The organism is Achromobacter sp. AONIH1 (assembly GCF_002902905.1).
Lineage (GTDB): Bacteria > Pseudomonadota > Gammaproteobacteria > Burkholderiales > Burkholderiaceae_B > Achromobacter.
Genome location: NZ_CP026124.1, coordinates 1,942,863 through 1,967,910, shown reverse-complemented (window position 1 = coordinate 1,967,910; position 25,048 = coordinate 1,942,863). Strand labels below are relative to the sequence as shown.

Sequence of the window (25,048 nt, the reverse complement as noted above, 5' to 3'; positions counted from 1 at the left end):
GACGATGCTGCTGCTGATTCCCGGCCCGGTGACCACCGACGCACGGGTGAGGGCCGCCGCGGCGCAGGACTATGCGCCCTGGGACAACGATTTCCGCGAACTCTACCGCCAGGTCTGCGCCGGCGTGCTGCGCGCCGCCTGCGCGCGGCCCGACGAACATGTCGCGCTGGCCTTGCCCGGCTGCGGTCACTTCGCTGTCGAGGCCGCGATCCGCACGCTGGTGCCGCCAGGCGGACGCCTGCTGGTGCCGTCCACCGGCGCCTATGCCAGCCGCCTGCAGCGGCTCGCCGCCGAGGCCGGCCGCGTGGCCGTGCCGCTGTACGTGGGCGTGCGCGACCGCATCGATCCGCAGGCCGTGGCCCAGGCCCTGGAACAGGACCCGACGATCAGCCACGTGGCCCTGGTCTACAGCGAAACCAGCAGCGGCATCTGCCACGATGCGCCCGCCATCGCCCGCGTCGCGCAGGCGCTGGGACGGCGCGTCATCATCGATGCGGTCTCGGCCTTCGGCGCGCTGCCGCTGGATCTGTCGGACCTGCCGGCCGTGGACGCGGTGGCCCTGACCGCCAACAAATGCCTGGAGGGCCTGCCCGGCGCCGCCTTCGTGGTGGCGCGGCGCGACAGCCTGGACGCCGCGCAGGGCCGCGCCGGCAGCTGGTCGCTGGACCTGGCCGACATCTATCAGCAAAGCCTGCAGCCCAACGCCGGGCCGCGCTTCACCCCGCCCGCGCCCACGCTGGCCGCCTTCGCCGTCGCGCTGGCGCGCTATCATGAGGAAGGCCGCGAGGCGCGCCTGGCGCGCTACACGGCCAATATGCGCGCGCTGTACCAAGGCGTCGGCGAGATCGGCCTGACGCCCTGGCTGCCGCCGGCGCTGCAGGGCCCCATCGTCGTCAATGTACTGGCCCCGGACACGCCGGCCTGGGACCTGCAGGCCTTCGTCGACGCGCTCAAGCGCCGAGGCTACGTGCTCAGCAATTTCAAGAACACCGAACAGCCTTCCTTCCGTGTCGGCTGCATCGGCGCCTTCGCAGCCGACCAGATGCGGCAAGCCGTCCAGGCCATGGGCGAGGCGCTGTCCGAACTCGGCATCCGCGGGACCGCCGCCGGCCAGAAGCCGGCGCTCCCTTCCACCCTGACCGCATAGGAAACACCAACATGCGCCTGCTACACACCATGCTGCGAGTCGGCAACCTCGACAAATCCATCGACTTCTACACCAACGTGCTCGGCATGCGCGTCCTGCGCCGCAACGACTATCCGGACGGCAAGTTCACGCTGGCCTTTGTCGGCTACCAGGACGAGGCCGAAGGCGCCGTCATCGAGCTGACCCACAACTGGGACACCGACAAGTACGACCTGGGCAGCGGCTACGGCCACATCGCCCTGGAAGTCGACAATGCCTACGAAGCCTGTGACAAGGTCAAGGAACGCGGCGGCAAGGTCACTCGCGAAGCCGGCCCGATGAAGCACGGCACCACCGTCATCGCCTTCGTCGAAGACCCCGACGGCTACAAGATCGAGTTCATCCAGAAAAAAGGCCGAGTGGACTGACACCCATGATCCACACCATCCTGAAGATGGGCGACCCTCGGCTGCTGCGCGTGGCCGCGCCCGTGGCGCATTTCGGCACGCCCGAGCTGCGCGCGCTGGTCGCGGACATGTTCGAGACCATGGCCGCCGCCCAGGGCGTGGGACTGGCCGCGCCGCAGATCGGCGTGGACCTGCAACTGGTGATCTTCGGCTTCGACCGCAACGAGCGCTATCCCGACGCGCCGGCGGTGCCGCAGACCATCCTGTGCAATCCGGTCATCACGCCGCTGTCCGACGAGATGGAAGACGGCTGGGAAGGCTGCCTGTCGGTGCCCGGCCTGCGCGGCCTGGTGCCGCGCTATCGCCATATCCGCTACACCGGCCTGGATCCGCAGGGCCAGCCGATCGAGCGCGAGGCCGAGGGCTTTCACGCCCGCGTGGTGCAGCATGAATGCGACCACCTCATCGGGCGCCTGTATCCGTCCCGCATCCAGGACTTCAGCAAGTTCGGCTACACCGAGATCCTGTTCCCCGGCATGGATCCGAACCAGGACGATTGAGGCCGCCGCGACACGGCGGCCTCAATCGCCGCTGGGTTGCGCATTGTCGCGGCCCGCGCCGGGCGACAGTTCCTCCGGCGCGAAATCATCCACCTGCAGCACCTCGGCCGCCGATGCCTCGGCGGCCTCCAGCTGCGCCGCCTGCGCATCGGTGATGGCGCCCTGCCGATGGGCCTCGCGCCAGTCGCGCAGGCCGGACTGGCGTAGCCGGTCGCGTAGCGGCTGCACCGCTTCCGCCAGCGCGAACGCGCGCGTCAGCTGCCCCAGCGGGTCCGGCCCGGGCTCGCGCTGCAATTCCGCCGCCAGGCGGTCATGCGTGGGCGAGGGCTTGAGCAACAGCTCGGCGCATTCGCGCGTCAAGGCGTCGTCCGGCCCCTTGGCGAGCCGCAGCGGCAGGATGGCGGCGCGCAGGCCCCAGGCCAGCACCCGGCCCGGCAGGTTGGACAGCACCTGGTCCATGGCGCCCTCGATGCGAGCCGCGCCCTGCTCCATGCACCAGCGCACCAGCGGCAGGTCGTCGTGCTTGCGGCCTTCGTCTTCCCAGCGCTTGAGCACGGCCGACAACAGATACAGCTCGGACAGAATGTCGCCCAATCTTGCGGAGAGCAGCTCGCGGCGCTTGAGCGCGCCGCCCAGGCTGGCCAGCGAGGCGTCGGCCAGCAGCGCGAAGCCGGCGGCGTAGCGGCCCAGCCTGCGGTAGTGGCGGGCCGTCGGCCCCGATGTGGGCGTGGGCGCCAGCATGCCGCCGGTCCAGGCCCGCCCGATGGCGCGCAGGGACGTCATGCCGACGTGCCGCAGATGACGCCAGAACACGTCGTGGAAGACCTCCATGCCGCGCTCTTCGTCCGGATTGCCCAGCGCCAGCATCTCGGGCATCAGGTACGGATGCGCGCGGATGGCGCCCTGGCCGAAGATGATCAGGTTGCGCGTCAGGATGTTGGCGCCTTCGACCGTGATGGCGATGGGCACGGCGCGGTACAGCGAACCCAGGTAGTTGCGCGGCCCGTCGATCACGCCCCGGCCCGCGTGCACGTCCATGGCGTCGTTGACCGACTGGCGCATGCGCTCGGTCGCGTGATATTTCATGATGCCGGATACCACGGCCGGCTTGACGCCCTGGTTCAGCGCCGCGCAGGTCAGGCGGCGCGCGGCCTCGACCAGGTAGGCGTTGCCGGCCAGGTTGGCCAGCTTTTCCTGCACGCCCTCGAAGCGCCCCACCGGCAGGCCGAACTGCTCGCGCACACGCGCGTACATGCCGGTGGCGTGAGCCCCCAGCGCGGCCGCCGCCGCCGACAGCGAGGGCAGCGAAATGCCACGCCCGGCCGCCAGCGCGCTCATCAGCATCTGCCAGCCGTGGCCGGCGCGCTCCTCGCCGCCGATCAGCGCGTCCAGCGGCACGAACACGTCGCGGCCGCGATTGGGGCCGTTCTGGAAGGCCTGCATGGCGGGCAGATGGCGCCGGCCGATCTCCACGCCCGGCGCATCGACCGGCACCAGCGCCACCGAGATGCCGATGTCGCGCGGCTCGCCCAGGATGCCGTCGGGATCGGACAGCTTGAAGGCCAGCCCCAGCACCGTGGCCACCGGCCCCAGCGTGATGTAGCGCTTGTGCCAGTTCAGCCGGATGCCGATCAGCTCGCGCCCATCCACCACCTGGCGGCAGACCACGCCGGTGTCGGTCATGGAGGCCGCGTCCGAGCCGGCCTCGGGGCTGGTCAGGCCGAAGCAGGGAATCTCGCGCCCGTCGGCCAGGCGCGGCAGCCAGTAGTCGCGTTGCGCCGGCGTGCCGAACTGCATCAGCAGCTCGCCCGGTCCGAGCGAGTTGGGCACCATCACGGTGACGCCGGCGGTGACCGAGTAGGCGGAGATGCGGCGCACCACCTCGGAATGCGCGTAAGGCGAGAAGCCCAGGCCACCGTAGCGGCGCGGGATGATCATGCCGAAGAAGCGCTGCGCCTTCAGGAAGGCCCAGACCTCGGGCGGCAGGTCGCGGCGGTTCCAGCTGATATCCCATTCGTCCAGCATGGCGCACAGCTGCGCCACGGGCCCGTCGATGAACTTCCGCTCGTCCGGCGTCAGCGTGGCGGCCGGCACGTCCAGCAGCTTGCGCCAGTCCGGATTGCCGCTGAAGAGATCGGCCTCCCACCAGGTGTCGCCGGCCTCGATGGCCTCGCGTTCGGTCGCGGACATGGGCGGCAGCGCGCGGCGCGCCCAACGGTAGGCAGGTTCGGAAACGCGGCGCCGGCGCCAGGCGTTGAAATCCATGGGCTCCCCTTTTGCTGTCGTCGTCCCCGGGCCGTCGGCCCTGGGACGCATCGGGTCAAAGTACCAGAATTGCGGACGCGCGACCACGCGGGGGCCGCCCGACTCTGCGACAATGCCCGGGCGCCCAGTCGAACCGCGCCCCGCGCCCAGGCGCGCAGGGCCGACGCCGCGCGGCCCATTTTTCGTACCATCAGGCCCAAGACATGCTGAACAAACTCTGGCTGAGTTTCTTTCTCGCCGCCGCGGCAGCCGCGTTCTACCGCTGGCTCGCCATCGGCGACGCCGAGGTCTTCCGCGCCATGATCGCCAGCCTGTTCGACATGGCCCGCGTGTCGGTTGAAGTCATGGTGCTGCTGTTCGGCACGCTGACGATGTGGCTGGGATTCCTGCGCATCGCCGAGGGCGCGGGCCTGGTGGAACGGCTGGCGCGGCTGCTCGGCCCGCTGTTCGCGCGCCTGATGCCCGAGGTGCCGCGCAACCATCCCGCCATCGGCCTGATCACGCTGAACTTCGCCGCCAACGGCCTGGGCCTGGACAACGCGGCCACGCCCATCGGCCTGCGCGCCATGCGCGAGCTGCAGTCGCTCAATCCCAAGCCCGACACCGCCAGCAACGCGCAGATCCTGTTCCTGGTGCTCAATGCCTCGTCGCTGACGCTGCTGCCGGTGTCGCTGTTCATGTTCCGCGCGCAACAGGGCGCGGCCGATCCGACGCTGGTGTTCCTGCCCATTCTGCTGGCCACTTGCGCCTCCACGCTGGCCGGCTTCCTGGCGGTGGCGTTCTGCCAGCGCCTGAAACTGACGGATCCGGTGGTGCTGGCCTGGCTGGGCGGCGGCGCGCTGGCGCTGGGCGGCTTCATGGCACTGCTGGCCAGCATGACGGCCACCGCCATCGCCGCGCTGTCCTCGCTGCTGGGCAACCTGACGCTGTTCTGCATCCTGCTGCTGTTCCTGCTGGCCGGCGCCTGGAAAAAGGTGCCGGTGTACGAGGCCTTCGTCGAGGGCGCCAAGGAAGGCTTCGACATCGCCAAGAACCTGCTGCCCTACCTGGTGGCCATGCTTTGCGCGGTGGGTATGCTGCGGGCCTCGGGCGCGCTCGACTTCCTGCTTGACGGAATCCGCTGGCTGGCCGCCCAGGCGGGCTGGGACGCGCGCTTCGTGGACGCCCTGCCCACCGCCCTGGTCAAGCCCTTTTCCGGCAGCGCGGCGCGCGCGCTGATGCTGGAGACCATGACGCACTTCGGCGTGGACAGCTTCCCCGCGCTGCTGGCCACCGTGGTGCAGGGCAGCACCGAGACCACCTTCTACGTGCTGGCGGTGTACTTCGGCTCGGTGGGCATCCTGCGCGCGCGCCACGCCGTGGCCTGCGCGCTGGTGGCCGACGCGGCCGGCGTGCTGGCCGCGATCGGCGTGTGCTACTGGTTCTTCGGTTGAACGCCGCGCCTTCGAGCCGGCGACGGCGTTGTCGGGCCAGGCAGGGCCCGGCCTTGCGCGGCCGCGCCTGACTCGGCCCGACCTGACGCGGCCCGACCCACCCGCATCAATCCACCAGCAGGATCTTCATGCCATTGGTGCCGCCGCTGTCACGATAGAAATCGCCCTTGGTCAGGATGACCCAGTCGCCGCTCTGCACCAGGTTGCGCTTGCGCAGTTCGTCGATGGCCGCGTTGCTCAGGTCGGCGGGCTCGTAGTCGGACGGCGCGAAGGGAATCGTGTAGACCCCGCGGAACATCGTCACACGATTCTGCGTGACACTGTGCGGGCTGTAGCAGTAGATCGGCACGCCCGAACGGATGCGCGACATGATCAGCGGCGTGTGGCCGCTTTCGGTCAGCGCGATGATGGCCTTGACGCCGGGGAAGTGGTTGGCCGCGTACATGGCGGCCAACGCGATGGTCTCGTCGCAACGCGTGAAGGTCTCGCCCAGGCGATGGTGCGACTGGGTCGAGGTCGGGTGCTTTTCCGCGCCCAGGCAGACGCGCGCCATGGCCTGCACCGTCTCGACCGGGTATTGGCCCGAGGCGCTCTCGGCCGACAGCATGACGGCGTCGGTGTAGTCGAGCACGGCGTTGGCCACGTCGGAGACTTCGGCGCGCGTGGGCATGGGGCTGGAGATCATGGACTCCATCATCTGCGTGGCCGTGATCACGACCTTGTTCAGCGTGCGCGCGTGCTGGATGATGCGCTTCTGGATGCCCACCAGCTCGGCGTCGCCCACTTCCACGCCCAGGTCGCCACGCGCCACCATGACGCCGTCGCTGGCGCGGATCAGCGCATCCAGCGCCTCGTCGTCGGCCACGGCCTCGGCGCGCTCGATCTTGGCGATGATCCAGGCATCGCTGCCGGCCGCGTGCAGCAGGGTCCGCGCCTCGTCGATGTCGCTGCCGTAACGCGGAAACGAGACCGCCACGTAATCCAGTTCCATCTCGGCGGCGAGCTTGATGTCGACGCGATCCTTGTCGGTCAGGCTGGGCGCGGACAGGCCGCCGCCGCGGCGGTTGATGCCCTTGTTGTTGGACAGCGGGCCGCCGACAGTTACGGTGGTGCGGACCTCGTCGCCCTCGACGCTATCCACCACCAGCACCACGCGGCCGTCGTCGAGCAGCAGCTCGTCGCCCACGCGGCAGTCCTGCACCAACTCTGGGTAATCAATGCCGACGATGCTGGCCGTGCCCGCTTCCTTGGGATGGACGCGCGACAGGGTGAAGGGCTGGCCCACCTGCAGTTGCACCAGCTTGTCGGTGAAGCGCGCGATGCGGATCTTCGGTCCTTGCAGGTCGCCCATGATCGCGACGTATCGGCCCTGCCGCGCCGCGATCTCGCGCACCAGGCGCGCGCGTTCGCGGTGGTCGTCGGCGCTGCCGTGCGAGAAGTTCAGTCGAGCCACATCCAGCCCGGCCCGGATCAGGGCCTCGATGCGCTCGGGCGTCGACGTCGACGGTCCCAGGGTGGCGACAATTTTGGTGCGGCGCAGTACGGGCATGGGAATCCTATCTCGCAAGAAACAACGGAAACGCTATGGTACGACGCGATGCGAGCGCGCGGGTATCATGAACGCCACCTATCCTGACCAGGCTTGTCCGCATCGTGAAAATCGTCATCGCACCCGACTCCTTCAAGGAAAGCATTTCCGCGCCAGCCGCGGCCGAGGCCATCGCCCGCGGCGTGAAAGCCGCTATTCCCGGCGCGCAGACCGTCTGCGTGCCCATGGCCGATGGCGGCGAGGGCACGGTCGAGGCGGTGCTCGCCGCCGCTTCGGGCGAAGCGCGCATGCAGACCGTGAACGATGCGCTGGGCCACAAGGTCGACGCGGTCTGGGGCATGCTGGCGGACGGCACGGCCGTCATCGAAATGGCCGCCGCTTCCGGCCTGGAGCTGATCGCGCCGGCGCGCCGAGATCCGATGCGCGCCAGCAGCCACGGCGTGGGCGAGCTGATCCTGGCCGCGCTCGACGCCGGCGCGCGCCACATCATCCTGGGCCTGGGCGGCTCCGCCACCAACGACGCCGGCGCAGGCATGCTGACCGCGCTGGGCGCGCGGCTGCTGGACGCCGAAGGACACAGCCTGCCGCCCGGCGGCGGCGCGCTGGCGCGGATCGCCTCCATCGATATCCATGGACTCGACCCCAGGCTGGCCGGCGCGCGCATCGACGTGGCCAGCGACGTGGACAATCCGCTCTGCGGTCCGCAGGGCGCGTCGCACGTATTCGGTCCGCAGAAAGGCGCGACGCCCGCACAGGTGCATGAGCTGGACCAGGCGCTGGAACGTTTTGCCGACATCTGCGCGCGCAGCCTGGGGGTCGACCATCGCGATGCGCCCGGCGCGGGCGCCGCGGGCGGCCTGGGCTTCGCGGCCAAGGCATTCCTGGACGCGCGCTTTCGCCCCGGCGTGGACATCGTGGCCGAGCTGGGCGGACTGGCGCAAGCCGTGGAAGGCGCCACGCTGGTGTTCACCGGCGAAGGCCGGATGGATGCGCAGACGCTGCGCGGCAAGACGCCGGCCGGCGTCGCCCGGATCGCCCGGCAGGCAGGCGTGCCCGTGGTGGCCCTGGCCGGCTCGCTGGGCGAAGGCTACGAGGCCCTGCACGCCTGCGGCATCAGCGCGGCGTTCAGCCTCGCGCCCGGCCCCATCACGCTGCAGCAGGCGCTCAACGACGCCGAACGCCTGCTGCACGATCGCGCGCGCGACGTGATGCAGCTATGGATGGCCGCGCAGAAACGCATGCTGTAGCGCAGGGCGCCGGCTGCCGCGCTTGCGGCAGGCCGGCAATCAAGGGGGCCCGTATGGTGAAGAAAGGGTCAGGCGCTCAGCCGGCCTGCAGCACGCCCGCCGCGACCAGCGCGTCGGACAGGCGGATATACCGGTCCACCGACACGTCCTCGGCGCGCGCCGTGGGCGCGATGTCCAGCGCTTCCCAGGGCACCTGGGGCGCCCAGTCCGCCAGCACGCGGCGCAGCATCTTGCGACGCTGGGAAAACGCCCGCGCCACCACCGTCTCGAACGCCCTGGCGCTGACGGGACGCAGGCGGTCCCCGGGCAGGGGCATCATGCGCACGACCGCCGACACCACCTTGGGCGGCGGGTCGAAGGCCTCGGGCGGCACGTCGAACAGCTTGTGCATGCGGTAGCGCGATTGCAGCATCACCGACAGGCGGCTGTAGTCGCTGGAGCCGGGCTCGGCCACCATGCGGTCGATCACTTCCCGTTGCAGCATGAAATGCTGGTCGCGGATGTGGTCGGCCGAGGCCATGAGGTGGAACAGCAGCGGGCTGGAGATGTTGTACGGCAGATTGCCGACCACGCGCAGTCCGGGGCCGAACTGCGCGAAATCCACGGTCAGCGCGTCGGCCTCGACCACCGTCAGGCGGTCGGCCTCGAACTGCTTGCGCAGCCGCGCGGCCAGATCGCGATCGATCTCGACCACCGTGAGACGATCCAGCCGCTCCAGCAGCGGCCGGGTGAGCGCGGACAGGCCGGGCCCGATTTCAACCACCGCATCGCCACGGGCGGGCGCGACCGCCCGGACGATGGACTCGACGACGCTGTCGTCGGTCAGGAAGTTCTGGCCAAAGCGCTTGCGCGCCTGGTGTTGAGACATGAGCGGCCTAGCGGTTGTTCTGTTGGATGCGCTGTTGCTTTTCCAGGCGGTTATCCACGTAGGCCTGGGCGCGCAACTGGTCCAGCCAATCCTCGAAGGCGGGCTGGGCGCGACGCTCGAACAGGATCTGGCGGGCCTTCATGCGCGCCATTTCGTCGGTCGCGTCATGCTGGCGGCGCTCCTCGACCTGGATCAGGTGCCAGCCGAACGGCGATTGCACCGGCTGGCTGATTTCGCCAGGCTGCAACGCATTCATCGCCGATTCGAACGGCGGCACGGTTTCGCCGGGATTCAGCCAACCCAGCTCACCGCCCTGCGGCGCGGTCGAGTCCTGCGAATATTGACGCGCCATGTCTTCGAACTTGGCATCGCCCGCCACCAGGCGTTGGCGCACCTGTTCCAGGCGTTGACGCGCCAGCTGGTCGCTCATGACCGTGGACGTCTTGATCAGGATGTGGCGCGCGCGGGTTTGCGTGACCTGCGTGGATGCCGGCTGCCGCTGCGGCTGGGACTTCGGCTGCGGCGCTTGGGCAGGCGCGGGCGCGCGGGCGGTGCGGGCCGGAGCCGGCTGCGCGGTGCCGCGGTCCAGCACCTTGATGATGTGGAAGCCGTTGCCACTCTGGATCAGGGCGCTGACCTGGCCCTTCTGCAGATTGCCGACCGCCTTGACGAACAGGTCGGGCCAGCCGTCCAGCGGACGCACGCCCATGACGCCGCCCTGCAGCGCCTCGGGACCGTCGGAGGACGCGGCCGCGAGGCTGGCGAAATCGTCGCCGCGCTTGGCGCGGGCCAGCAGGCCCTCGGCCTTCTTGCGCAACGCGGTCAACTGCTCAGGCGATGAACCTTCAGGCACACGCACCAGGATCTGCGCGAGCGCATACAGCATCGGCCCGCTGGGCACCGCCGCCTGCTCCGGCGCGGGTTCCGGCTGCGCCTGCGGCTGAGGCTGGGGTTCGGCCTGCGTCTGCGCGGCGAACGCCGGGTTGCGGCGCTGGTCGCGCAGGAAGGCATCGACTTCCGCATCCGAAATCACGATGTTGGAATCGACGGCGCGCTGGCGCAGGCGGTCCATGCGGATCTCGTCGCGCAGGGACTTGCGATAGCTATCCCAGGACACGCCCGATTTTTCGATTTCCTTGCGCAGCTGGTCCACGCCGATCTTGTTGCGCGCCGCGATGGCTTGGGTGGCCTGGTCCACCTGCGCGTCATCCACGCGGATGCCCATGCGGTCGGCCTCGTGGCGCTGCACGCGTTCCATGATGAGACGCTGCAGCACCTGGTGCTGCAACGTCTGGCCGTCAGGCACCTGGATGCCGCGCGCCTTCAGGTCGCCGGCGATGCGCAGCGACGCTTCATGCAGTTCGCGCAGCGTGATCACGTCCTTGTCGACGACGGCGGCAATGCCATCGACGAACTGCTCGGACTGCGCGGGCGCCGCGCTTTTTTGCGCGGCGGCGGGCTTGCCGCCGCCCTTGCCAGCGGACTCCGCCGCATGAGCAGCCGGCAAGCCGGCGCAAAGGGCCAACAGCAAGGCGCTGCCGGACAGGCGGCGCAAGGAGTGCAACCTACGCATCATTCATACCTTTCAAATGTGGTCCCGTTCGGCACAGGCGGGGTAATGCGGCTGTAGCCGGGGATACTTCTGTTCAGCAGGGTCATCGGGTCGGTTCCGAGGGAACCCAGGCCTGTCAACTCAAGCTGGAAGAACACGGCGGAGTTGGCGTCCTTGGCCGACACCGCGTAACGCTGATAGACCACGCGGCCCACCCAGCAGCAATCACCCTTGTATTCCAGGCCGGCGATGGCCTGGGTGACGCGGGGAGAGTCGTTCAGGTTCGCCACGGTCGAGCTCGGCCCGGAGCGCAGGGAATAATCGACCCGGCCCACGCCATACCAGCGCTTAGTGAACGGCCACTGCACGGCCAAGCTGACCTGGTTCTGACCCTGCGGCTGGTAATAGACCCCGGGCTGCGGGTCGCGCTGGTAACGATAGGACAACGCGACCGTCGTCAGCCGCTGAGGCGACCAGCGCGTGCTCACCAAGGCGCGCGACCAGCGGTTGTCATAGGGATTGTATTGAGCGGCCAAGTCGGTGCTCAACGTGTCGGTCAGGGCAGCGCTGGCGGCCACCAGGAAGTCCGACCGCACGTTGCTGCGCGGCGTCTCATTGGGCAGCGTGACTTTCTGGTTCTCGAAATAGATGCGTTGAGCCGCCGACAGGGACAGGCGCTCGAACCCGGTGTTCGCATCCAGCCAGCGCGTCGTCAATGCCGCGGTCACCTGATCCGCGTTCGCGATGCGGTCCCAGCCGCCGGTGTACGTATTCTCTTCGAACGCCTGCGAGAAACTGAAATCGGCCAGCGATGTGTCGAACACCGGCAAGCGGCTTTGATCCCGGTACGGCACCCTGAGATAGTACAGCCGCGGCTCCAGCGTCTGAATGGACGATTTGCCGAACAGCGTGGTTTCACGGTCGAACACCAGACCGGCATCCACCGAGAAGATCGGCACCGTGCGCGACGCGCCGCGCGGGAAATTCGACGACCCGGGCATGCCGGGCCAATCGGTGCGATACCAATTCGTCTGGTACTGCGTGAAATTCACGCCTGCCTTAGGCACGATGAACCAGCCCGGCCGGACGATCGGATAGGAAATCGTGGGATAGGACTGCAGGCGATCGCCATCCGGACCATAGCGCACCGAGCTGACCAGGGGCTGGCGGAAACGCACGGCGGTGGACGTCCAGTCGACGTCAAAGCCGCCCCAATCGTAGCGTGCGCCGCGCAGATAGAGTTCAGGCACCTTGTCGTAGGGCGGAATCAGCGGCGCGTCCGGATCCTGCAAGGTCTGATACTTGTAGACCTGGACGTAGGTACTCCAGTAATTCGAACTCCAACCGACCCGGCCGCGCTGCGGCAGGTAGGTCGTGGAAGCCTGGTTCAGGCCCAGTTGGGAAATATCGCGGAAGTAGTTGTTGTCCGATACCTTGGCGTAATCCCAATCGGTATAGAAGCCATTGCCCAATACCTGCTGATGCGTCCAACGGAACATCCAGCGATCCCGGTCGCGGATCTGGTCGTTCGGCAGATAGGTGCCGACCAGCGTGCCGTTATAGGCCCACCCCATATAGCGGAACTCGCCGCCCAGCTGTGTACCGCGCTTGGAAAAATACCGCGGCTGCAAGGTCAGGTCGTAATTCGGCGCCAGGTTGAAGTAGTACGGAATCGAGATGTCCAGGCCACCCTGGCTGGTCGTCCCGTAGGTCGGCACCAGGAAGCCCGACTTGCGCTCCTTCTTGACCGGGAAGGTCATGTAGGGCGAGGCCAGGATCGGCACGTCCTTGAAATACAGCACGCCGTTGCGCGCCACGCCTTCGTTCTCGTCGAAATCGACGTCGACCGTGGTGGCCTTGATGTACCACGACGGCTTCTCGCAGTTGCAGCCGCTGTAGGTCACGGTGTGCAGCCGCATCTGCGACTTGCTGAAGATATCCGCGTGCTCGGCGACGGCGAAGCCGCCGGTGGCGCCCATCCAGAAATTCGGCTTCTCGATCTCGCCCGTGTACTTGTCGACGTTGAACTTGGCCCGCGGACCGGTCACCAGGGTGCCGTCGCGCATCATGCGCGCGCTGCCCTCGACGTCGACCTCGCCGCTGTCCTTGCGGTAATTGATGCGGTCGCCCTTGATGACGCCGTCGATACGGCGCACCTGCGCGTTGCCGGTCAGGGTCAGGTCGGAGTCCGGATCGCCGTCGATTGAATCGGCTTCGAGATAAGCGGGAATATTGCCGTCCGGCAGGCTGTGCAGCCTCAGGCCGGGGGACGTGCGCAGCACGGGCGCCGAAGCGGCGGGCGTTGCTGACGCGGCCGTCCCTTGGCTGCCCTGGGCCTGAGCGGCCCCGGCAACGCTGACAGCAGATAGGATCAACCACCGAACCTTGCGCACGAGTGAAAAAAGCCCTTATCGACGATGGAAGAAGCCGGCACTGGCGCTCGCAGGGAGCCAAAGCCAACGGAAATGACCCGGTATTATAGAGAAGCCGCGCCACGCGCCCAGACTTATGTGCGCCGGGCGCAAAATTCCGCAATATCGTCCTTCCCACACGGATCTTTCTTGAAAACCCCTCTAGACCCCCGCCTGACGCAGATCCGCAACTGGCTGACCGGCCTGCCCGCCTCCCTGAACCTGGCCGTGGACACCCTGCGCCCGGCTTCCGCCGACGCAAGCTTCCGCCGTTATTTCAGGCTGGACGCGGGCGACCGGACGCTGATCGTCATGGATGCCCCGCCCGAGCACGAAGACTGCCGCCCATTCCTGCATGTGGGCGGGCTGCTGCGCGGCGTCGGCCTGAATGTGCCTGCCGTGCTGGAGCAGGACCTCGGCCAGGGGCTGCTGCTGCTGTCCGACCTGGGCCAGCAGAACTACGTCGAGCGCATCCGCGCCGGCATCGGCGACCGCGAGCTGCAGACCCTGTACCGCGAAGCCCTGGCCGCCCTGGTCAAGATGCAGCAGGCGCCGGTCACCGGCCTGGCGCCCTACGATACGGCCCGACTGGCGCAGGAGCTCACGCTCTTCCCGGAATGGTACGTGAGCCGGCATCACGGCGTGACGCTGGACGACAAGATGAGCAGCGCACTGGAGAAGATCTTCGCGCTGCTGTCCGCCAGCAACGGCGGACAGCCCACGGTCCTGGTCCATCGCGACTACCATTCGCCCAATCTCATGGTCTGCGACCAGCCTCAATATGGCCCCAATCCCGGCATCATCGATTTCCAGGATGCGCTGGCGGGCCCCATCACCTATGATCTGGCCTCGCTGGTGACCGACGCCCGCACCACCTGGGAAGAGCCCCAGCAGCTGGACTGGGCGATCCGCTACTGGGAAATGGCGCGCGCCGCCGGCCTGCCGGTGGATGCCGACTTCGCCGAATTCCACCGCGCCTATGAATGGATGGGCCTGCAGCGCAACCTGCGCATCCTGGGCGTGTTCGCACGCCTGAACCACCGCGACGGCAAGAAGCACTACCTGGACCACATGCCCCGCGTGAATGGCTATGTGCGGCAGGTGGCGCAGCGCTACGGCGTGTTCACTCCCCTGCTGCGCCTGCTGGACTCGCTGGACGGCCGCGAAACCAAAGTCGGGTACACGTTCTGATGCGGGCCATGATCCTGGCCGCGGGCCGCGGCGAGCGCATGCGCCCGCTGACCGACCGGCTGCCCAAGCCCCTGCTGCCGGCGGGCGGCCAGCCCCTGATCGTCTGGCACCTGCGGCGCCTGGCCGCAGCCGGCATCCGGGACATCGTCATCAACCACGCCTGGCTGGGCCACGAAATCGAACAGGCCCTGGGCGACGGATCGAACCACGGCGTGCGCATACGCTATTCGCCCGAACAGACGGCGCTGGAAACCGCCGGCGGCATCGTCCAGGCGCTGCCTCTGCTGGGCGACGCGCCCTTCCTGGTGGTCAACGGCGACGTCTGGTGCGACTGGCAGCCGGACGCCGCCCACGCCCTGGCCGCCGACCTGAAGCCGGACAGCGCCTGGCTGCTGCTGGTGAACAACCCCCAGCACCACCCAGACGGCGATTTCGTGCTGGAACCGGACGGACGGGTCCATGATGGCGACGGCCCGCGTTTGACCTTCTCCGGCATCGGCGTCTACCATCCTGGCTTGTTCGCGGGCCTGGCCCGAGGCACGGCGGCCCGGATGGCCCCCCTGCTGCGCCAGGCCATGGCGCGCAACGCAGTGCGGGGCGCGCGCCACACGGGCAGGTGGACCGACGTCGGCACGCCGGAACGGCTGGCCGAGCTGGACGCCGAACTCGGCGGCAAGCCCTGCTGACGTCCACATATTTCACAATATCAAGGTGCGCAACCAGGCTTGTCCGCGCGCCCAACCACCCTCGCTGGCGGGGTATCCTCTGACGCTTTGGCGCGCCTCAGGCGCGCCTGCCGCATACGTCGCAGAGTTTTTCTAGGAATTTGGGGATGTTTGGAAAATCGCAACGGGCCGTATTCAAGCCCTCCGTCTATCAGCCGGGCCAACGCACGCGGCGCATGCCGCGCTGGCTGGTGCTGCTTCTGGTGGGCATCGGGCTGGGCGCCGGCGGCGTGCTTTTCCTGCAGACCAATTACGGCCCGCAGCGCCTGACGGTGGAGCAATCCGAACAGCTGCACAGCGAACTCAGCGCCGCCAACCTGGAACGCCAGCGCCTGCAGTCCCAGCTGGAAGAAACCACCCAGCAGCGCGACGCCAACAAGACCGGCCATGAAAAGCTCACGTCCGACCTGGCCGAGGCCCGCAGCAAGATCGACGCGCTGAACAAGGAACTGGTGCTGTTCCAGGACGCCATGCCGCCCGACCCGCGCGGCGGCAACCTGGGCATCCGCTCGGCCACGTTCAAGCGCGCGCCCGGCCTGCTCGACTTCCAGGTGCTGGTGATGCGCGAAGAGCGCCAGGGCGCGCCGTTCAAGGGCACGCTGACCTTCTCCATCGACGGCAGCTATCCCAATGGCCGCGTCGCCACCATCACGCCGGAAGGCCCGACGCTGAACGTGGACCGCTACGACTACGCGCTCGGCCAGCTCAAGCTGCCCGAGGGCTTCACGCCCAAGGTCGTGGTGCTGCGCGTGATGGACGGCGCGCAGAAGCAGCAGGCCATGCGCATCTATTACGTGCGCAACTGATCGCCCCCGCCGGGCGCGGCCCCCGCGCCCATTCCGGCCCCGCCTGGAGCCGGCCCTTCACGCCGCCTTCGGCGCCGTGGCGCCCAGCTGCTGCGCCGCCTCGTCCATGAACTGCGCCATGCGCACATCCAGCTCGGTGACACCGCCCGCGTCATGCGTGGTCAGCAGCACATCCACCCGGTTGTAGACGTTGGTCCATTCAGGATGATGGTCCAGCTTTTCCGCGAACATGGCGGCGCGCGCCATGAAGGCGAAGGCGGCATTGAAGTTGGCGAAGCGGTAGCGTTTCTCGATGGCGTCGCGCTCGGCAACGGCCTGCCAGCCGCTCAACGCGGCCACCGCGATCTGGGCGCCGATGCGCGCGGGCGGAAACATGCTCATGATGGACTCCTGGCTATCAAATGGCTCAAGGCGGCGGCGCCCCGCGCCCGCCGCCTCGCTCGCCGGACCGCGGTCGCGCCTATTGCTTGACGGCGTACAGGTAGATCTCCACCCGCCGGTTCGCCGCGCGCCCCTCGGCGGTGGCATTGTCGCCGATCGGATCGTTCGGCCCGCGCCCCTCGACCGACAGACGGCCGGCGGCCACGCCCTGGCGCGCCAGGTAGTCCGTCACGCTCTTGGCCCGATTAACCGACAGGGCCTGGTTATGCGCCATCGCCCCGGTGCTGTCGGTATGGCCGACGACCTTGGCGCGCAGCTCCTGATGCTGATTGAGCGAGCGCGCCACGGAATCCAGCACGGGCAGCAGCGCCGGCTTGAGCTGGGTCTTGTCGGTATCGAACGAGACATTGCTGGGGATATTGACCTTGAGGCTGCCGTCGGGCATTTCGACCACGTCGATCCCCAGCGAGGACGCGCCGGACTTCTGCACATCGTCCTTCACGACCTTCCAGTTGTAGCCGACCAGGCCGCCCGCCACGGCGCCGATGCCCGCGCCGATCGCGGCGCCCTTGCCATTGCCGATCAGAGCGCCCAGGCCCGCGCCCACCGCCGCGCCCGCGCCCGCGCCTATGGCGGTATTGTTCTGCTGCTGCGTGGCGCAGCCCGCCAGCAGCCCTCCCGAAACAACGACCACAGCGATACGGTTGAACATTGTTCTTGAGTTCATGACAACCTCCACTTACCCGTCGGATCAGCCGGGAGATTCCGGCTGATCCATGCTAGCAAGCGCGCCGGAGCCGCGCGCAACATTTTGTAGAGGCCGCTCTCGTCCTTGCGACCGACTGCGGCCGGCCGATGCCGAGCGCCGGCAGGCTTTCAGGCGCCAAAGCGCGCCAGCCACGGCAGCGCCTCGGCCAGGCCCGGCGATTGGCGTTCCGGCTCGGGCGCGCCGGGCGGCAGCGCCAGGCCGACGCGGTTGTGCCAATAGGTCCGCAGGCCCACGCGGCTGGTGCCGAACAGATCGTAGCCGGAGCCCGCGACGAAGGCTGCGCGCCCGGGCTGCACGTCCAGCCGCGCCAGCGCCAGCTGGTAAGGCTGCGGGTCCGGCTTGTAGTAGCCCGCCTCTTCCGACGTCACGACCACGTCCCAGTCCACGCCCAGCAGCGCGGCGGCGCGATGTCCCAGCGCCCTGGAGCAGTTGGTGACCACGCCCAGCCGGCAATGCGGACGCAGCGCCGCCAGCAGCTCGCGCGCGCCGTCCCAGGCCGGCAGCAGCCCCCAGTTCGCCTCCAGCGCGGCAGGCGCGGAAGCGGGCAGGCCGACCGCCTCGGCGGCCTCGGCCACCAATTGCTCATAGGGCAGGTAGGCGCCGCAACCATAGGTGCGGCGCAGGTACTCCGCGCGCCACGCGCGTCCCTGCGGCTCCGAACCGGCGGCGGCGTTCCAGACCGTCCAGGAATCGAGCAAGGCGGTCAGCAGGTCGAACAGCACCGCCTGGGGAAAACCGTTCCCGGCATCGGGACGAGGATGGACGGGGCTGGCGCCGGTGTTCGTAACAGACATGGAATGGACACTCCGGAAAACTGCGGAAGCAATCACTATAAGAAGCCGCGCCCCCGCTGTGATTCAGTCTCCATGCAACCGACATTTAGGTTGGACTTAACGGCAGCGCGCCCTCCCGGCCAACCGCCGGGCCGGCAGGACGCGGCCTCGCCGCCGTGTCGCCATGGTAAAAATGCCCGGACGACTGCTCCGGTCGAACTACCAAGGTGATGCCATGAACCCGACTTCTCCGTCCCGTATCCCCGCAACCCTGATACCCGGAGACGGCATCGGCCCGGAAGTCGTCGAAGCCACCGTGCAGGTGCTGGACGCCCTGGGCAGCCCGTTCGACTGGGACGTGCAGCAGGCCGGCATGGCCGGCGTCGCCAGCGCGGGCGATCCACTGCCGGCCGCCACGCTGGCCAGCATCCGCGAGCGCCGGCTGGCGCTGAAGGGGCCGCTGACCACGCCCGTCGGCACGGGCTTCCGCTCATCCAATGTGCGCCTGCGCGAAGAATTCGAGCTGTTCGGCAACGTCCGCCCGGTCAACACCATCGTGCCCGGCCGCTACGAGAATATCGACCTGGTGCTGATCCGGGAAAACCTGGGCGGCTTCTATGTCGCGCACGAGTTCTACATCCCGCAGGGCAACGATCCGCACGCGGCGGCCGTCTGCACCGGCATGAATACGCGCGAAGGCAGCGAGCGCATTGCCCGCTTCGCGTTCGAGTACGCGATCCGGCATGGCCGCAAGAAAATCACCGTGGTCCATAAGGCCAACATTCTCAAGGCGCTCACCGGCCTGTTCCTCGAGGCCTGCAAGCATGTCGCCAAGGAGTACGAGGGCCGGGTCGAGGTGGACGACATGATCGTGGACGCCTGCGCCATGCAGCTCGTGCTCAATCCCTGGCGCTTCGACATGCTGTTGTGCACCAACCTGTTCGGCGACATCCTGTCCGACCAGCTGGCCGGCCTGGTCGGCGGCCTGGGCATGGCGCCGGGCTCGAACTTCGGCAGGGACGCGGCCATCTTCGAGGCGGTGCATGGCTCGGCCCCCGACATCGCGGGCAAGGGCGTGGCCAATCCGATTTCGCTGATGCTGGCCGCCGCCATGATGCTGGAGCATGTGGGCCGTGCCGGCGACGCCCAGCGGCTGAAGCAGGCCATCTCCGCCACCATCAACGCCGACAAGGTGGCCACGCGCGACCTCGGCGGCACGGCCGGCACGCGCCAGTTCGCCGAGGCGGTCTGCCGGCGGCTCTAGCGGGCCGTCAGCGCAGGCGTCGGCGGTGCGCCACCCAGGCCACCGCCGCGGTGAACACCGCCACCAGCGCGCAGATGATCCAGAAGCCGCCACGGTCCTCCGCCAGCGGGATGCCGCCCACGTTCATGCCGAACAGGCCGGCCATGATGTTGATGGGCAGGGCCAGCACCGTGACCAGGGTCAACGTGAACAGCGTGCGGTTGTTCTGTTCCTGCAGGCGCGCCGCGATCTCTTCCTGCAGCAACCTGATGCGCTCGATCAGGCCCGCCATGTCGCCCAGCACGACGGAGAATTCTTCCGTCGATTCGCGCAGCTCCTGCACGTCGCGTGGCTGCAGCCAGGCCGGCGGACGCGCCAGCAGGCGGAACACCGAGCCCGGCTCGGGGGCCAGCGTGCGCTGCAACCGCACCAGCACCCGGCGCGTTGCCGCCAGGTCCACCCGCGCCGGTCCCGCATGCGCGGCCAGGAAGCGGTCCTCGATCCCGTCCACATCCAGGCTGGCCTTGCGCACGATCTCGGTCATCAGGTCGGCCTGATCCCGCATCAGGTGCGCCAGCAGCTCGGCCGGAGAACGGAAGCGCTCGCCCCGGCGCACATGCTCGCGCAGCCGGTCCAGCGAGCGCAACGGCTTGTGGCGCAGCGTGACCAGCAGCTTGCGCCTCGCGCAGACCCACAGCGTGGCCACCTGGGCCGGCGTGCGCTCGAAATCGAAGATCACGTCGTTGAACACGGCGACCAGCGCGCGCTCCTGCTGCTCGATGCGCGTCGAATGGGCCGCCTCGCCCAGCATGGCGATGAAGGCATCCGGCAGTTCCAGATGCGCCCGCAGCCAGCGCACGCAACCGGCCTGGGACAGGTTCATGTGCAGCCAGAGGAAATCGCCCTCTTCCGATTCGCTCGCGCTATCCGCCAGCCGCTGCTCCAGCGCCTGCGAATCGAGTTCGGCGCCGGGACCGTCCGGCGTGAATCGGAAGGCGCAGATCAGGCCCGAGATGTCGGATTCATAGCCGGCTGCCGTCGATGTCGTCATCATGATCCGCGCTCATGGCGTAGCGATGGCGGGCCGTTGCGGCCCGCCCTGGGATCGGGATGGTGACGCCGGAATGTGACAGTCGGAAGACAGGCGCCGGCCAGTTCAATAGCGGTCAGGCACGAACATGTGCTCGGGCACGGGATGGCGCAGGTAGTCCTCGTGATGCACGCGCTCCGGCAACTGCACTTCCGGGTGATCCACCGGCAGATAGGGCACCTGGTCCAGCAGGTGGGTGATGCAGTTCAGGCGGGCCTTTTTCTTGTCGTCGGCCCGCACGATCCACCAGTGCGACTCAGGGATGTGAGTGCGCTCCAGCATGACTTCCTTGGCCTGCGTGTATGCCTCCCAGCGGCGGCGGCTCTCCAGGTCCATCGGGCTCAGCTTCCATTGCTTGAGCGGATCGTTGATGCGGCTCTCGAAGCGGGCTTCCTGTTCGTTGTCCGACACCGAGAACCAGTACTTGATGATCTGGATGCCACTGCGGGCCAGCATCTTCTCGAACTCGGGCGCGGAGCGGAAGAACTCCTCGTACTCGGCATCATTACAAAAGCCCATGACCCGTTCCACGCCCGCGCGGTTGTACCAACTGCGGTCGAACAGCACGATCTCGCCCGCGGCGGGCAGATGCGCCGAATAGCGCTGGAAGTACCATTGCGTGCGCTCGCGCGAGGTCGGCGCCGGTAGCGCGGCCACGCGGCATACGCGCGGATTCAGGCGCTGCGTGATGCGCTTGATGACGCCGCCCTTGCCGGCGGCATCGCGCCCCTCGAACAGCACGACCAGGCGATGGCCGGAGTGCACCACCCAGTCCTGCAGCTTGACCAGCTCGCCCTGCAGGCGCAGCAGTTCACGGAAATAGCGCTGGCGATTGGCGCGCCAGTCTTCGTCGGAGGTATCTTCGCCGTCCAGCCGGCGATCGTCCAGTTCCAGCTCCAGCTCTTCGTCCAGGCTGTCGATCAGATCCGCCTGCAGGCGCAGTTGCCGCTCCAGCGCGGCCACGCCGTCGCGTTCGAGTGCGTTATCCATGTAGCCCCCCATGGCGCGCCGGGCGCGCTGTTGTCTTGCAGGCACATACCTGTCCCGCCCGATTCTGGACGATGAATATGACAGGCGCTTGTCCCGGGCCAATGCGGCCCTCTGTCACGCCCATGCACGCCCGCTGTGGGAATAGCGGCAGCCCCCATCGTCGCAATTGCCATTGCCATTGCCGACGACGTTGACCGTGACGGTTGAAATGCCGGAAATGAACGTGGGGGTATAGGTGGGAATGCTGACGGGTGGCGCAGGCTACGCCAGCCTGGGTAGGCCGCGAAAACAAAAAGGCCGTTGACGGATTCGTCAACGGCCTTCGGTATTCTGGTGGGCTGTGAGTGGCTCGAACACTCGACCTACGGATTAAGAGTCCGCTGCTCTACCAACTGAGCTAACAGCCCGACGCAAACTCACTCATCAATCACTCAGCCCCTTGCGGTTTCTGCTGCGATTCGCTGTCGCTGATGTGTGAGTAGCGAAGAAGAAAGATTATAGAGAGCTTTTTTGAATCGTGCAAGTCGCTCCCAAGAAAATTTCCTCTCAGGCCGCGAATCCCCCGTCCACCGCGAGGCTCGCGCCCGTGACATAGCGCCCATCAGGGCCGGCCAGGAAGGCGACCATACCGGCGATGTCCCGGGTTTCACCATAGTGCGGCAAGGACAGCACCGCCACCATGTCGCCGGCGCGCTCGCCGTCGGCCGGGTTCATGTCGGTGTCGATCGGCCCCGGGTGCACCACATTGACGGTGATGCCGCGCGGTCCCAGGTCGCGCGCCAGCCCGCGCGTCAGGCCGAGCAAGGCGGACTTGCTGGCGGCATAGATCGTCACGCCGGCGCGGCCGGCGCGCTCGGCCAGGCAACTGCCGATGTTGATAATGCGGCCGCCGTTGGGCATGGACGGCTGCAGCGCCTGCACGGCGACGAAGGGCGCGCGGACGTTGACGGCCATGGTGCGCTCGTAGTCGTCCAGGCTGGCCTGCGCCAGATCGCCGGCGATGAACACGCCGGCGTTATTGACCAGCACGTCGACCGGCCCCAGCTCATCCAGCGCTCGTTCGGCGGCGCGGCGCAGCTGATCCGCGTCTGCCGCATCCGCCTGGATGGCCAGCGCCCTGCCGCCGCCGGCCTGGATTTCGGCGACCAATTCGCCGGCCTTGCCGGCCGACGATGCGCTGACATAGGTGAAGGCCACGTCCGCGCCGTCGGCCGCCAGCCGCCGGACGATGGCGGCGCCGATGCCGCGGCTGCCGCCGGTCACGAACGCCACTTTGCCCTGGAGATTTCGCATGGAGACACCTTAATTTGTAGTGATTAATACAAATATCATCGCCGCCCCGCCTCGGCGGCGTCAATGATTTTCTTATCGATCAACACAAAATACTGCGCCAGCTTAAAATCACACGCATGGCAGAACGAGGACGCCCCCGCAACTTCGACCGCGACCAGGCCTTGCGCAAGGCCATGGAGGTCTTCTGGTCGAAAGGATATGAAGGCGCATCGCTGACCGACCTCACGGCGGCGATGGGCATCAACTCGCCCAGTCTCTATGGCGCGTTCGGCTCGAAGGAAGCGCTGTTCCGCGAGGCCGTCGAGCTGTACCGCCAGACCGACGGCGGCGCCGCGCGCCAGGCGCTGCAGAACGCGCCCAGCGCCCGCGACGCCATGCAGGGCATGCTGCTGGCAGCGGCCGAGCGTTTCACCACGCCCGGCCTGCCTCCCGGTTGCATGATCGTGCTGGGCGCGCCGGCGGGCACGGTCAGCCCGCCCGGCATCGGCGAGTTCCTGTGTGAAGGCCGGCGCGAGATGCAGGCCCGCATCCTGGCGCGGCTGAACCAGGGCGCGGCCGGCGGCGAACTGCCTGACGACGCGGACTTGAAAGGACTGGCCGCGTTCTACACCACGGTGCTGCACGGCATGTCCATCCAGGCGCGCGACGGCGCCAGCCGCAAGACGCTGCAGGCCGTGGCGCGGCAGGCCATGTGCTCCTGGGACGCGCTGGCCGGCGTCCCGCCTCCGGACCACGCCCCCTATTGAAGAACGGCGCCATGATCCGCATCGACCTGCGGCGCCTCATCCTCTGGATCAGCCTGCTGTCGATCATGCTGGTGCTGGCGGGCGGCCTGCACGCCAGCTATCTCGTGCAGCGCGACCTGCTGCTGCATAACGCGCAGGAAGACAACCGCGCCTACGCATCCAAGCTGGCCGCGACCACCGAGTATTTCCTGAACGACCTGCGCCGCTATCTGGCGTTCAGCGCCGAGATGCTGGCGGACATGCAGGCGCATCCGGAACTGATGGCCGAGGAAACCCGCCGCCAGGAAACGCAGCTCGGCCATTTCAACTCCAGCTTCATCGTGTCGCCGCAGGGCAAGGTGCTGTCAGCCTCGGCTTCCGTGCCGGACCTGCTGGGCCGGCAGATGCACAGCACGGCCGCGCAGGACGCGATACAGACCCAGCGCCCCACCATCAGCGAACCGTTCCAGGGCCGCAGCGGCCGCTGGCTCATTCTCTACACGCATCCGATCTTCTCGGCCGACAAGCGCTACATCGGCTATATCGCCGGCACGCTGTATCTGCACCAGGACAACGTGCTGGACCGCCTGCTGGGCCAGCACTTCCACCGCGACGACTCGGTCCTGCGCGTCATGGACCGCAACGGCACACTGATCTATGACCGCGACCGCAGCATGCTGGGCAAGCCGGCGGCCGAACTGCAGGCGCTGGCGCCCGCGCTGCGCGGCGAGACGGGAGAATTGCGCTTCGTCGACGCTCACGGCCGCGAGATGCTGGCCGGCTATGCGCCGGTGCCGAGCACGGGCTGGAGCCTCATCGCACAGCGACCGGTGGCGGGCACGCTGCAGCCCCTGAGCGACCTGCTGCTCGCCACCGCCCGCAACACCCTGCCCCTGCTGCTGTTGTCCATCGCGTCGCTCTGGCTGCTGTCCAGGCTGATCGCCAAGCCGCTGGGCGAACTTGCCGGCTTCGCCAAGCGCATGCAGGACCTGGATTCCGCCGACGGCATACGCGGCGTGCGCTCCTGGTACTTCGAGGCGACCCAGCTCAAGCGCGCACTGCTGATGGGCCTGGCGTCCATGCACCACAAGATGCGCGACCTGCGCCGCAAGAGCGCCACCGACACGCTGACCGGCCTGCTCAACCGCCGCGGCCTGGAAGAAGCCATGGCGATGTTGCAGGCCGAGGACACGCCGGTCGCCATCGTGGTCATCGACATCGATCACTTCAAGAACATCAATGACCGCTATGGCCACGCCGCTGGCGACCGGGCGCTACAGAGGCTGGCCAGGCAGATGGCGGACAGCGCCCGCGCCAGCGATACGCTGGCCCGCGCGGGCGGCGAAGAATTCGTGATGCTGCTGCCGGGCGTGCCCATGGCCGCCGCGGTAGCCGCGGCGCACCGGCTGCGCCTGAAAGTCGCGACCTCGCCCGATCCCGACCTGTCGGCCCATCCGATCACGCTGTCGGCCGGCGTGGCGCACTATCCCACGCACGGCGCCACGCTGGAGGCGGTATACCAGCGCGCGGACCAGGCGCTCTATTACGCCAAGAACCATGGCCGCAACGCCGTGGCCGCCGCCGACGACCTCGTGCGCGGCGGCCTGCGCAGCACCCTGCCCTGAAGACGGATTCCCGCCGCCG

Annotated in this window: 22 protein-coding genes and 1 tRNA gene; 11 read left to right on the top strand and 12 right to left on the bottom strand. The window is 68.1% G+C overall.

Translation table 11 applies throughout. From position 1 onward, the window contains the following. Positions 1-4: 4 nt before the first annotated feature. From C2U31_RS09085 to def, 3 genes are read left to right on the top strand one after another with little or no spacing between them, the layout of a single operon-like run. Positions 5-1,147, top strand: a complete 1,143-nt coding sequence (locus tag C2U31_RS09085; protein WP_103272549.1) for a 2-aminoethylphosphonate--pyruvate transaminase — start codon at positions 5-7, stop codon at positions 1,145-1,147. Between the two features lie 11 nt (positions 1,148-1,158). Then, a complete protein-coding gene (gloA, locus tag C2U31_RS09080; protein WP_103272548.1) occupies positions 1,159-1,554 on the top strand; it encodes a lactoylglutathione lyase in 396 nt (131 codons plus the stop codon). A 5-nt stretch (positions 1,555-1,559) separates the two neighbouring features. Further along, positions 1,560-2,093, top strand: a complete 534-nt coding sequence (gene def, locus C2U31_RS09075) for a peptide deformylase (RefSeq protein ID WP_103272547.1) — start codon at positions 1,560-1,562, stop codon at positions 2,091-2,093. 21 nt (positions 2,094-2,114) lie between these two features. Here def and C2U31_RS09070 read toward each other — a convergent pair whose 3' ends face one another. Next, positions 2,115-4,358: an acyl-CoA dehydrogenase gene (locus tag C2U31_RS09070; RefSeq protein ID WP_103272546.1), complete on the bottom strand. Its 2,244-nt coding sequence runs from the start codon at positions 4,356-4,358 to the stop codon at positions 2,115-2,117. Positions 4,359-4,561: 203 nt separating this feature from the next. Between C2U31_RS09070 and C2U31_RS09065 the strand changes: the two genes are divergently transcribed. Continuing rightward, positions 4,562-5,791: a nucleoside recognition domain-containing protein gene (locus C2U31_RS09065; RefSeq protein ID WP_103272545.1), complete on the top strand. Its 1,230-nt coding sequence runs from the start codon at positions 4,562-4,564 to the stop codon at positions 5,789-5,791. A gap of 106 nt (positions 5,792-5,897) precedes the next feature. Here the strand turns inward: C2U31_RS09065 and pyk are convergent, their stop codons facing one another. Further along, entirely contained in the window at positions 5,898-7,340 is a 1,443-nt protein-coding gene (gene pyk / locus C2U31_RS09060) for a pyruvate kinase (RefSeq protein ID WP_103272544.1), read from the bottom strand. Between the two features lie 104 nt (positions 7,341-7,444). Here pyk and C2U31_RS09055 point away from each other — a divergent pair, with 104 nt between their 5' ends. Then, positions 7,445-8,587, top strand: coding sequence for a glycerate kinase (locus C2U31_RS09055; protein ID WP_103272543.1), 1,143 nt, complete (start codon positions 7,445-7,447; stop codon positions 8,585-8,587). 76 nt (positions 8,588-8,663) lie between these two features. Here the strand turns inward: C2U31_RS09055 and rsmA are convergent, their stop codons facing one another. Genes rsmA through C2U31_RS09040 form a run of 3 tightly spaced genes read right to left on the bottom strand, consistent with a single transcriptional unit; the run spans position 8,664 to position 13,400 of the window. Next, on the bottom strand, positions 8,664-9,455 hold the full coding sequence (gene rsmA, locus C2U31_RS09050; protein ID WP_103272542.1) for a 16S rRNA (adenine(1518)-N(6)/adenine(1519)-N(6))-dimethyltransferase RsmA: 792 nt from the start codon (positions 9,453-9,455) through the stop codon (positions 8,664-8,666). Positions 9,456-9,462: 7 nt separating this feature from the next. Continuing rightward, a complete protein-coding gene (locus C2U31_RS09045) occupies positions 9,463-11,031 on the bottom strand; it encodes a peptidylprolyl isomerase (protein ID WP_103272541.1) in 1,569 nt (522 codons plus the stop codon). After that, on the bottom strand, positions 11,028-13,400 hold the full coding sequence (locus tag C2U31_RS09040) for an LPS-assembly protein LptD (RefSeq protein ID WP_103272540.1): 2,373 nt from the start codon (positions 13,398-13,400) through the stop codon (positions 11,028-11,030). The genes C2U31_RS09045 and C2U31_RS09040 overlap by 4 nt, the downstream gene beginning before the upstream one ends. Before the next feature lie 168 nt (positions 13,401-13,568). On the opposite strand from C2U31_RS09040, the gene C2U31_RS09035 reads away from it, so the two are divergent. The 3 genes from C2U31_RS09035 to C2U31_RS09025 all read left to right on the top strand — a co-directional run bounded on the left by C2U31_RS09035 (position 13,569) and on the right by C2U31_RS09025 (position 16,140). Beyond that, positions 13,569-14,609 carry an aminoglycoside phosphotransferase family protein gene (locus C2U31_RS09035; protein WP_233772702.1) on the top strand — a complete coding sequence of 347 codons (1,041 nt, stop codon included), beginning with the start codon at positions 13,569-13,571 and terminating at the stop codon, positions 14,607-14,609. Continuing rightward, a complete protein-coding gene (gene murU / locus C2U31_RS09030; RefSeq protein WP_103272538.1) occupies positions 14,609-15,295 on the top strand; it encodes an N-acetylmuramate alpha-1-phosphate uridylyltransferase MurU in 687 nt (228 codons plus the stop codon). The genes C2U31_RS09035 and murU overlap by 1 nt, the downstream gene beginning before the upstream one ends. A gap of 146 nt (positions 15,296-15,441) precedes the next feature. Beyond that, positions 15,442-16,140: a DUF6776 family protein gene (locus C2U31_RS09025; RefSeq protein WP_103272537.1), complete on the top strand. Its 699-nt coding sequence runs from the start codon at positions 15,442-15,444 to the stop codon at positions 16,138-16,140. A 57-nt stretch (positions 16,141-16,197) separates the two neighbouring features. Here C2U31_RS09025 and C2U31_RS09020 read toward each other — a convergent pair whose 3' ends face one another. The 3 genes from C2U31_RS09020 to C2U31_RS09010 form a co-directional block, all read right to left on the bottom strand. Beyond that, on the bottom strand, positions 16,198-16,521 hold the full coding sequence (locus C2U31_RS09020) for a 4a-hydroxytetrahydrobiopterin dehydratase (RefSeq protein WP_103272536.1): 324 nt from the start codon (positions 16,519-16,521) through the stop codon (positions 16,198-16,200). A 79-nt stretch (positions 16,522-16,600) separates the two neighbouring features. After that, complete coding sequence (locus C2U31_RS09015) at positions 16,601-17,248, bottom strand: OmpA family protein (RefSeq protein ID WP_103272535.1); 648 nt, start codon at positions 17,246-17,248, stop codon at positions 16,601-16,603. A gap of 149 nt (positions 17,249-17,397) precedes the next feature. Continuing rightward, on the bottom strand, positions 17,398-18,084 hold the full coding sequence (locus C2U31_RS09010) for an HAD family hydrolase (protein WP_103272534.1): 687 nt from the start codon (positions 18,082-18,084) through the stop codon (positions 17,398-17,400). Positions 18,085-18,298: 214 nt separating this feature from the next. Between C2U31_RS09010 and C2U31_RS09005 the strand changes: the two genes are divergently transcribed. Next, positions 18,299-19,327: an isocitrate/isopropylmalate dehydrogenase family protein gene (locus C2U31_RS09005; RefSeq protein WP_103272533.1), complete on the top strand. Its 1,029-nt coding sequence runs from the start codon at positions 18,299-18,301 to the stop codon at positions 19,325-19,327. Between the two features lie 7 nt (positions 19,328-19,334). Here C2U31_RS09005 and C2U31_RS09000 read toward each other — a convergent pair whose 3' ends face one another. From C2U31_RS09000 to C2U31_RS08985, 4 genes are all read right to left on the bottom strand, one after another. Beyond that, positions 19,335-20,360: a transporter gene (locus C2U31_RS09000; RefSeq protein WP_103272532.1), complete on the bottom strand. Its 1,026-nt coding sequence runs from the start codon at positions 20,358-20,360 to the stop codon at positions 19,335-19,337. Positions 20,361-20,462: 102 nt separating this feature from the next. After that, positions 20,463-21,386, bottom strand: coding sequence for a polyphosphate kinase 2 (ppk2, locus tag C2U31_RS08995; RefSeq protein WP_103276319.1), 924 nt, complete (start codon positions 21,384-21,386; stop codon positions 20,463-20,465). Positions 21,387-21,717: 331 nt separating this feature from the next. Further along, positions 21,718-21,793, bottom strand: a tRNA-Lys gene (locus C2U31_RS08990). A gap of 139 nt (positions 21,794-21,932) precedes the next feature. Then, complete coding sequence (locus C2U31_RS08985) at positions 21,933-22,679, bottom strand: 3-oxoacyl-ACP reductase family protein (protein ID WP_103272531.1); 747 nt, start codon at positions 22,677-22,679, stop codon at positions 21,933-21,935. Positions 22,680-22,795: 116 nt separating this feature from the next. On the opposite strand from C2U31_RS08985, the gene C2U31_RS08980 reads away from it, so the two are divergent. Both C2U31_RS08980 and C2U31_RS08975 read left to right on the top strand, forming a co-directional pair. Then, entirely contained in the window at positions 22,796-23,425 is a 630-nt protein-coding gene (locus C2U31_RS08980; protein ID WP_103272530.1) for a TetR/AcrR family transcriptional regulator, read from the top strand. 11 nt (positions 23,426-23,436) lie between these two features. Beyond that, a complete protein-coding gene (locus C2U31_RS08975) occupies positions 23,437-25,029 on the top strand; it encodes a diguanylate cyclase (RefSeq protein WP_103276318.1) in 1,593 nt (530 codons plus the stop codon). Positions 25,030-25,048: the final 19 nt, after the last annotated feature.

Coding starts and splice junctions, on each gene's coding strand:
- C2U31_RS09085 (WP_103272549.1), top strand. CDS start 5: ATGCTGCTGCTGATTCCCGGCCCGGTGACCACCGACGCACGGGTGAGG.
- gloA (WP_103272548.1), top strand. CDS start 1,159: ATGCGCCTGCTACACACCATGCTGCGAGTCGGCAACCTCGACAAATCC.
- def (WP_103272547.1), top strand. CDS start 1,560: ATGATCCACACCATCCTGAAGATGGGCGACCCTCGGCTGCTGCGCGTG.
- C2U31_RS09070 (WP_103272546.1), bottom strand. CDS start 4,358: ATGGATTTCAACGCCTGGCGCCGGCGCCGCGTTTCCGAACCTGCCTAC.
- C2U31_RS09065 (WP_103272545.1), top strand. CDS start 4,562: ATGCTGAACAAACTCTGGCTGAGTTTCTTTCTCGCCGCCGCGGCAGCC.
- pyk (WP_103272544.1), bottom strand. CDS start 7,340: ATGCCCGTACTGCGCCGCACCAAAATTGTCGCCACCCTGGGACCGTCG.
- rsmA (WP_103272542.1), bottom strand. CDS start 9,455: ATGTCTCAACACCAGGCGCGCAAGCGCTTTGGCCAGAACTTCCTGACC.
- C2U31_RS09045 (WP_103272541.1), bottom strand. CDS start 11,031: ATGATGCGTAGGTTGCACTCCTTGCGCCGCCTGTCCGGCAGCGCCTTG.
- murU (WP_103272538.1), top strand. CDS start 14,609: ATGCGGGCCATGATCCTGGCCGCGGGCCGCGGCGAGCGCATGCGCCCG.
- C2U31_RS09025 (WP_103272537.1), top strand. CDS start 15,442: ATGTTTGGAAAATCGCAACGGGCCGTATTCAAGCCCTCCGTCTATCAG.
- C2U31_RS09020 (WP_103272536.1), bottom strand. CDS start 16,521: ATGAGCATGTTTCCGCCCGCGCGCATCGGCGCCCAGATCGCGGTGGCC.
- C2U31_RS09015 (WP_103272535.1), bottom strand. CDS start 17,248: ATGAACTCAAGAACAATGTTCAACCGTATCGCTGTGGTCGTTGTTTCG.
- C2U31_RS09010 (WP_103272534.1), bottom strand. CDS start 18,084: ATGTCTGTTACGAACACCGGCGCCAGCCCCGTCCATCCTCGTCCCGAT.
- C2U31_RS09005 (WP_103272533.1), top strand. CDS start 18,299: ATGAACCCGACTTCTCCGTCCCGTATCCCCGCAACCCTGATACCCGGA.
- C2U31_RS09000 (WP_103272532.1), bottom strand. CDS start 20,360: ATGATGACGACATCGACGGCAGCCGGCTATGAATCCGACATCTCGGGC.
- ppk2 (WP_103276319.1), bottom strand. CDS start 21,386: ATGGATAACGCACTCGAACGCGACGGCGTGGCCGCGCTGGAGCGGCAA.
- C2U31_RS08985 (WP_103272531.1), bottom strand. CDS start 22,679: ATGCGAAATCTCCAGGGCAAAGTGGCGTTCGTGACCGGCGGCAGCCGC.
- C2U31_RS08980 (WP_103272530.1), top strand. CDS start 22,796: ATGGCAGAACGAGGACGCCCCCGCAACTTCGACCGCGACCAGGCCTTG.
- C2U31_RS08975 (WP_103276318.1), top strand. CDS start 23,437: ATGATCCGCATCGACCTGCGGCGCCTCATCCTCTGGATCAGCCTGCTG.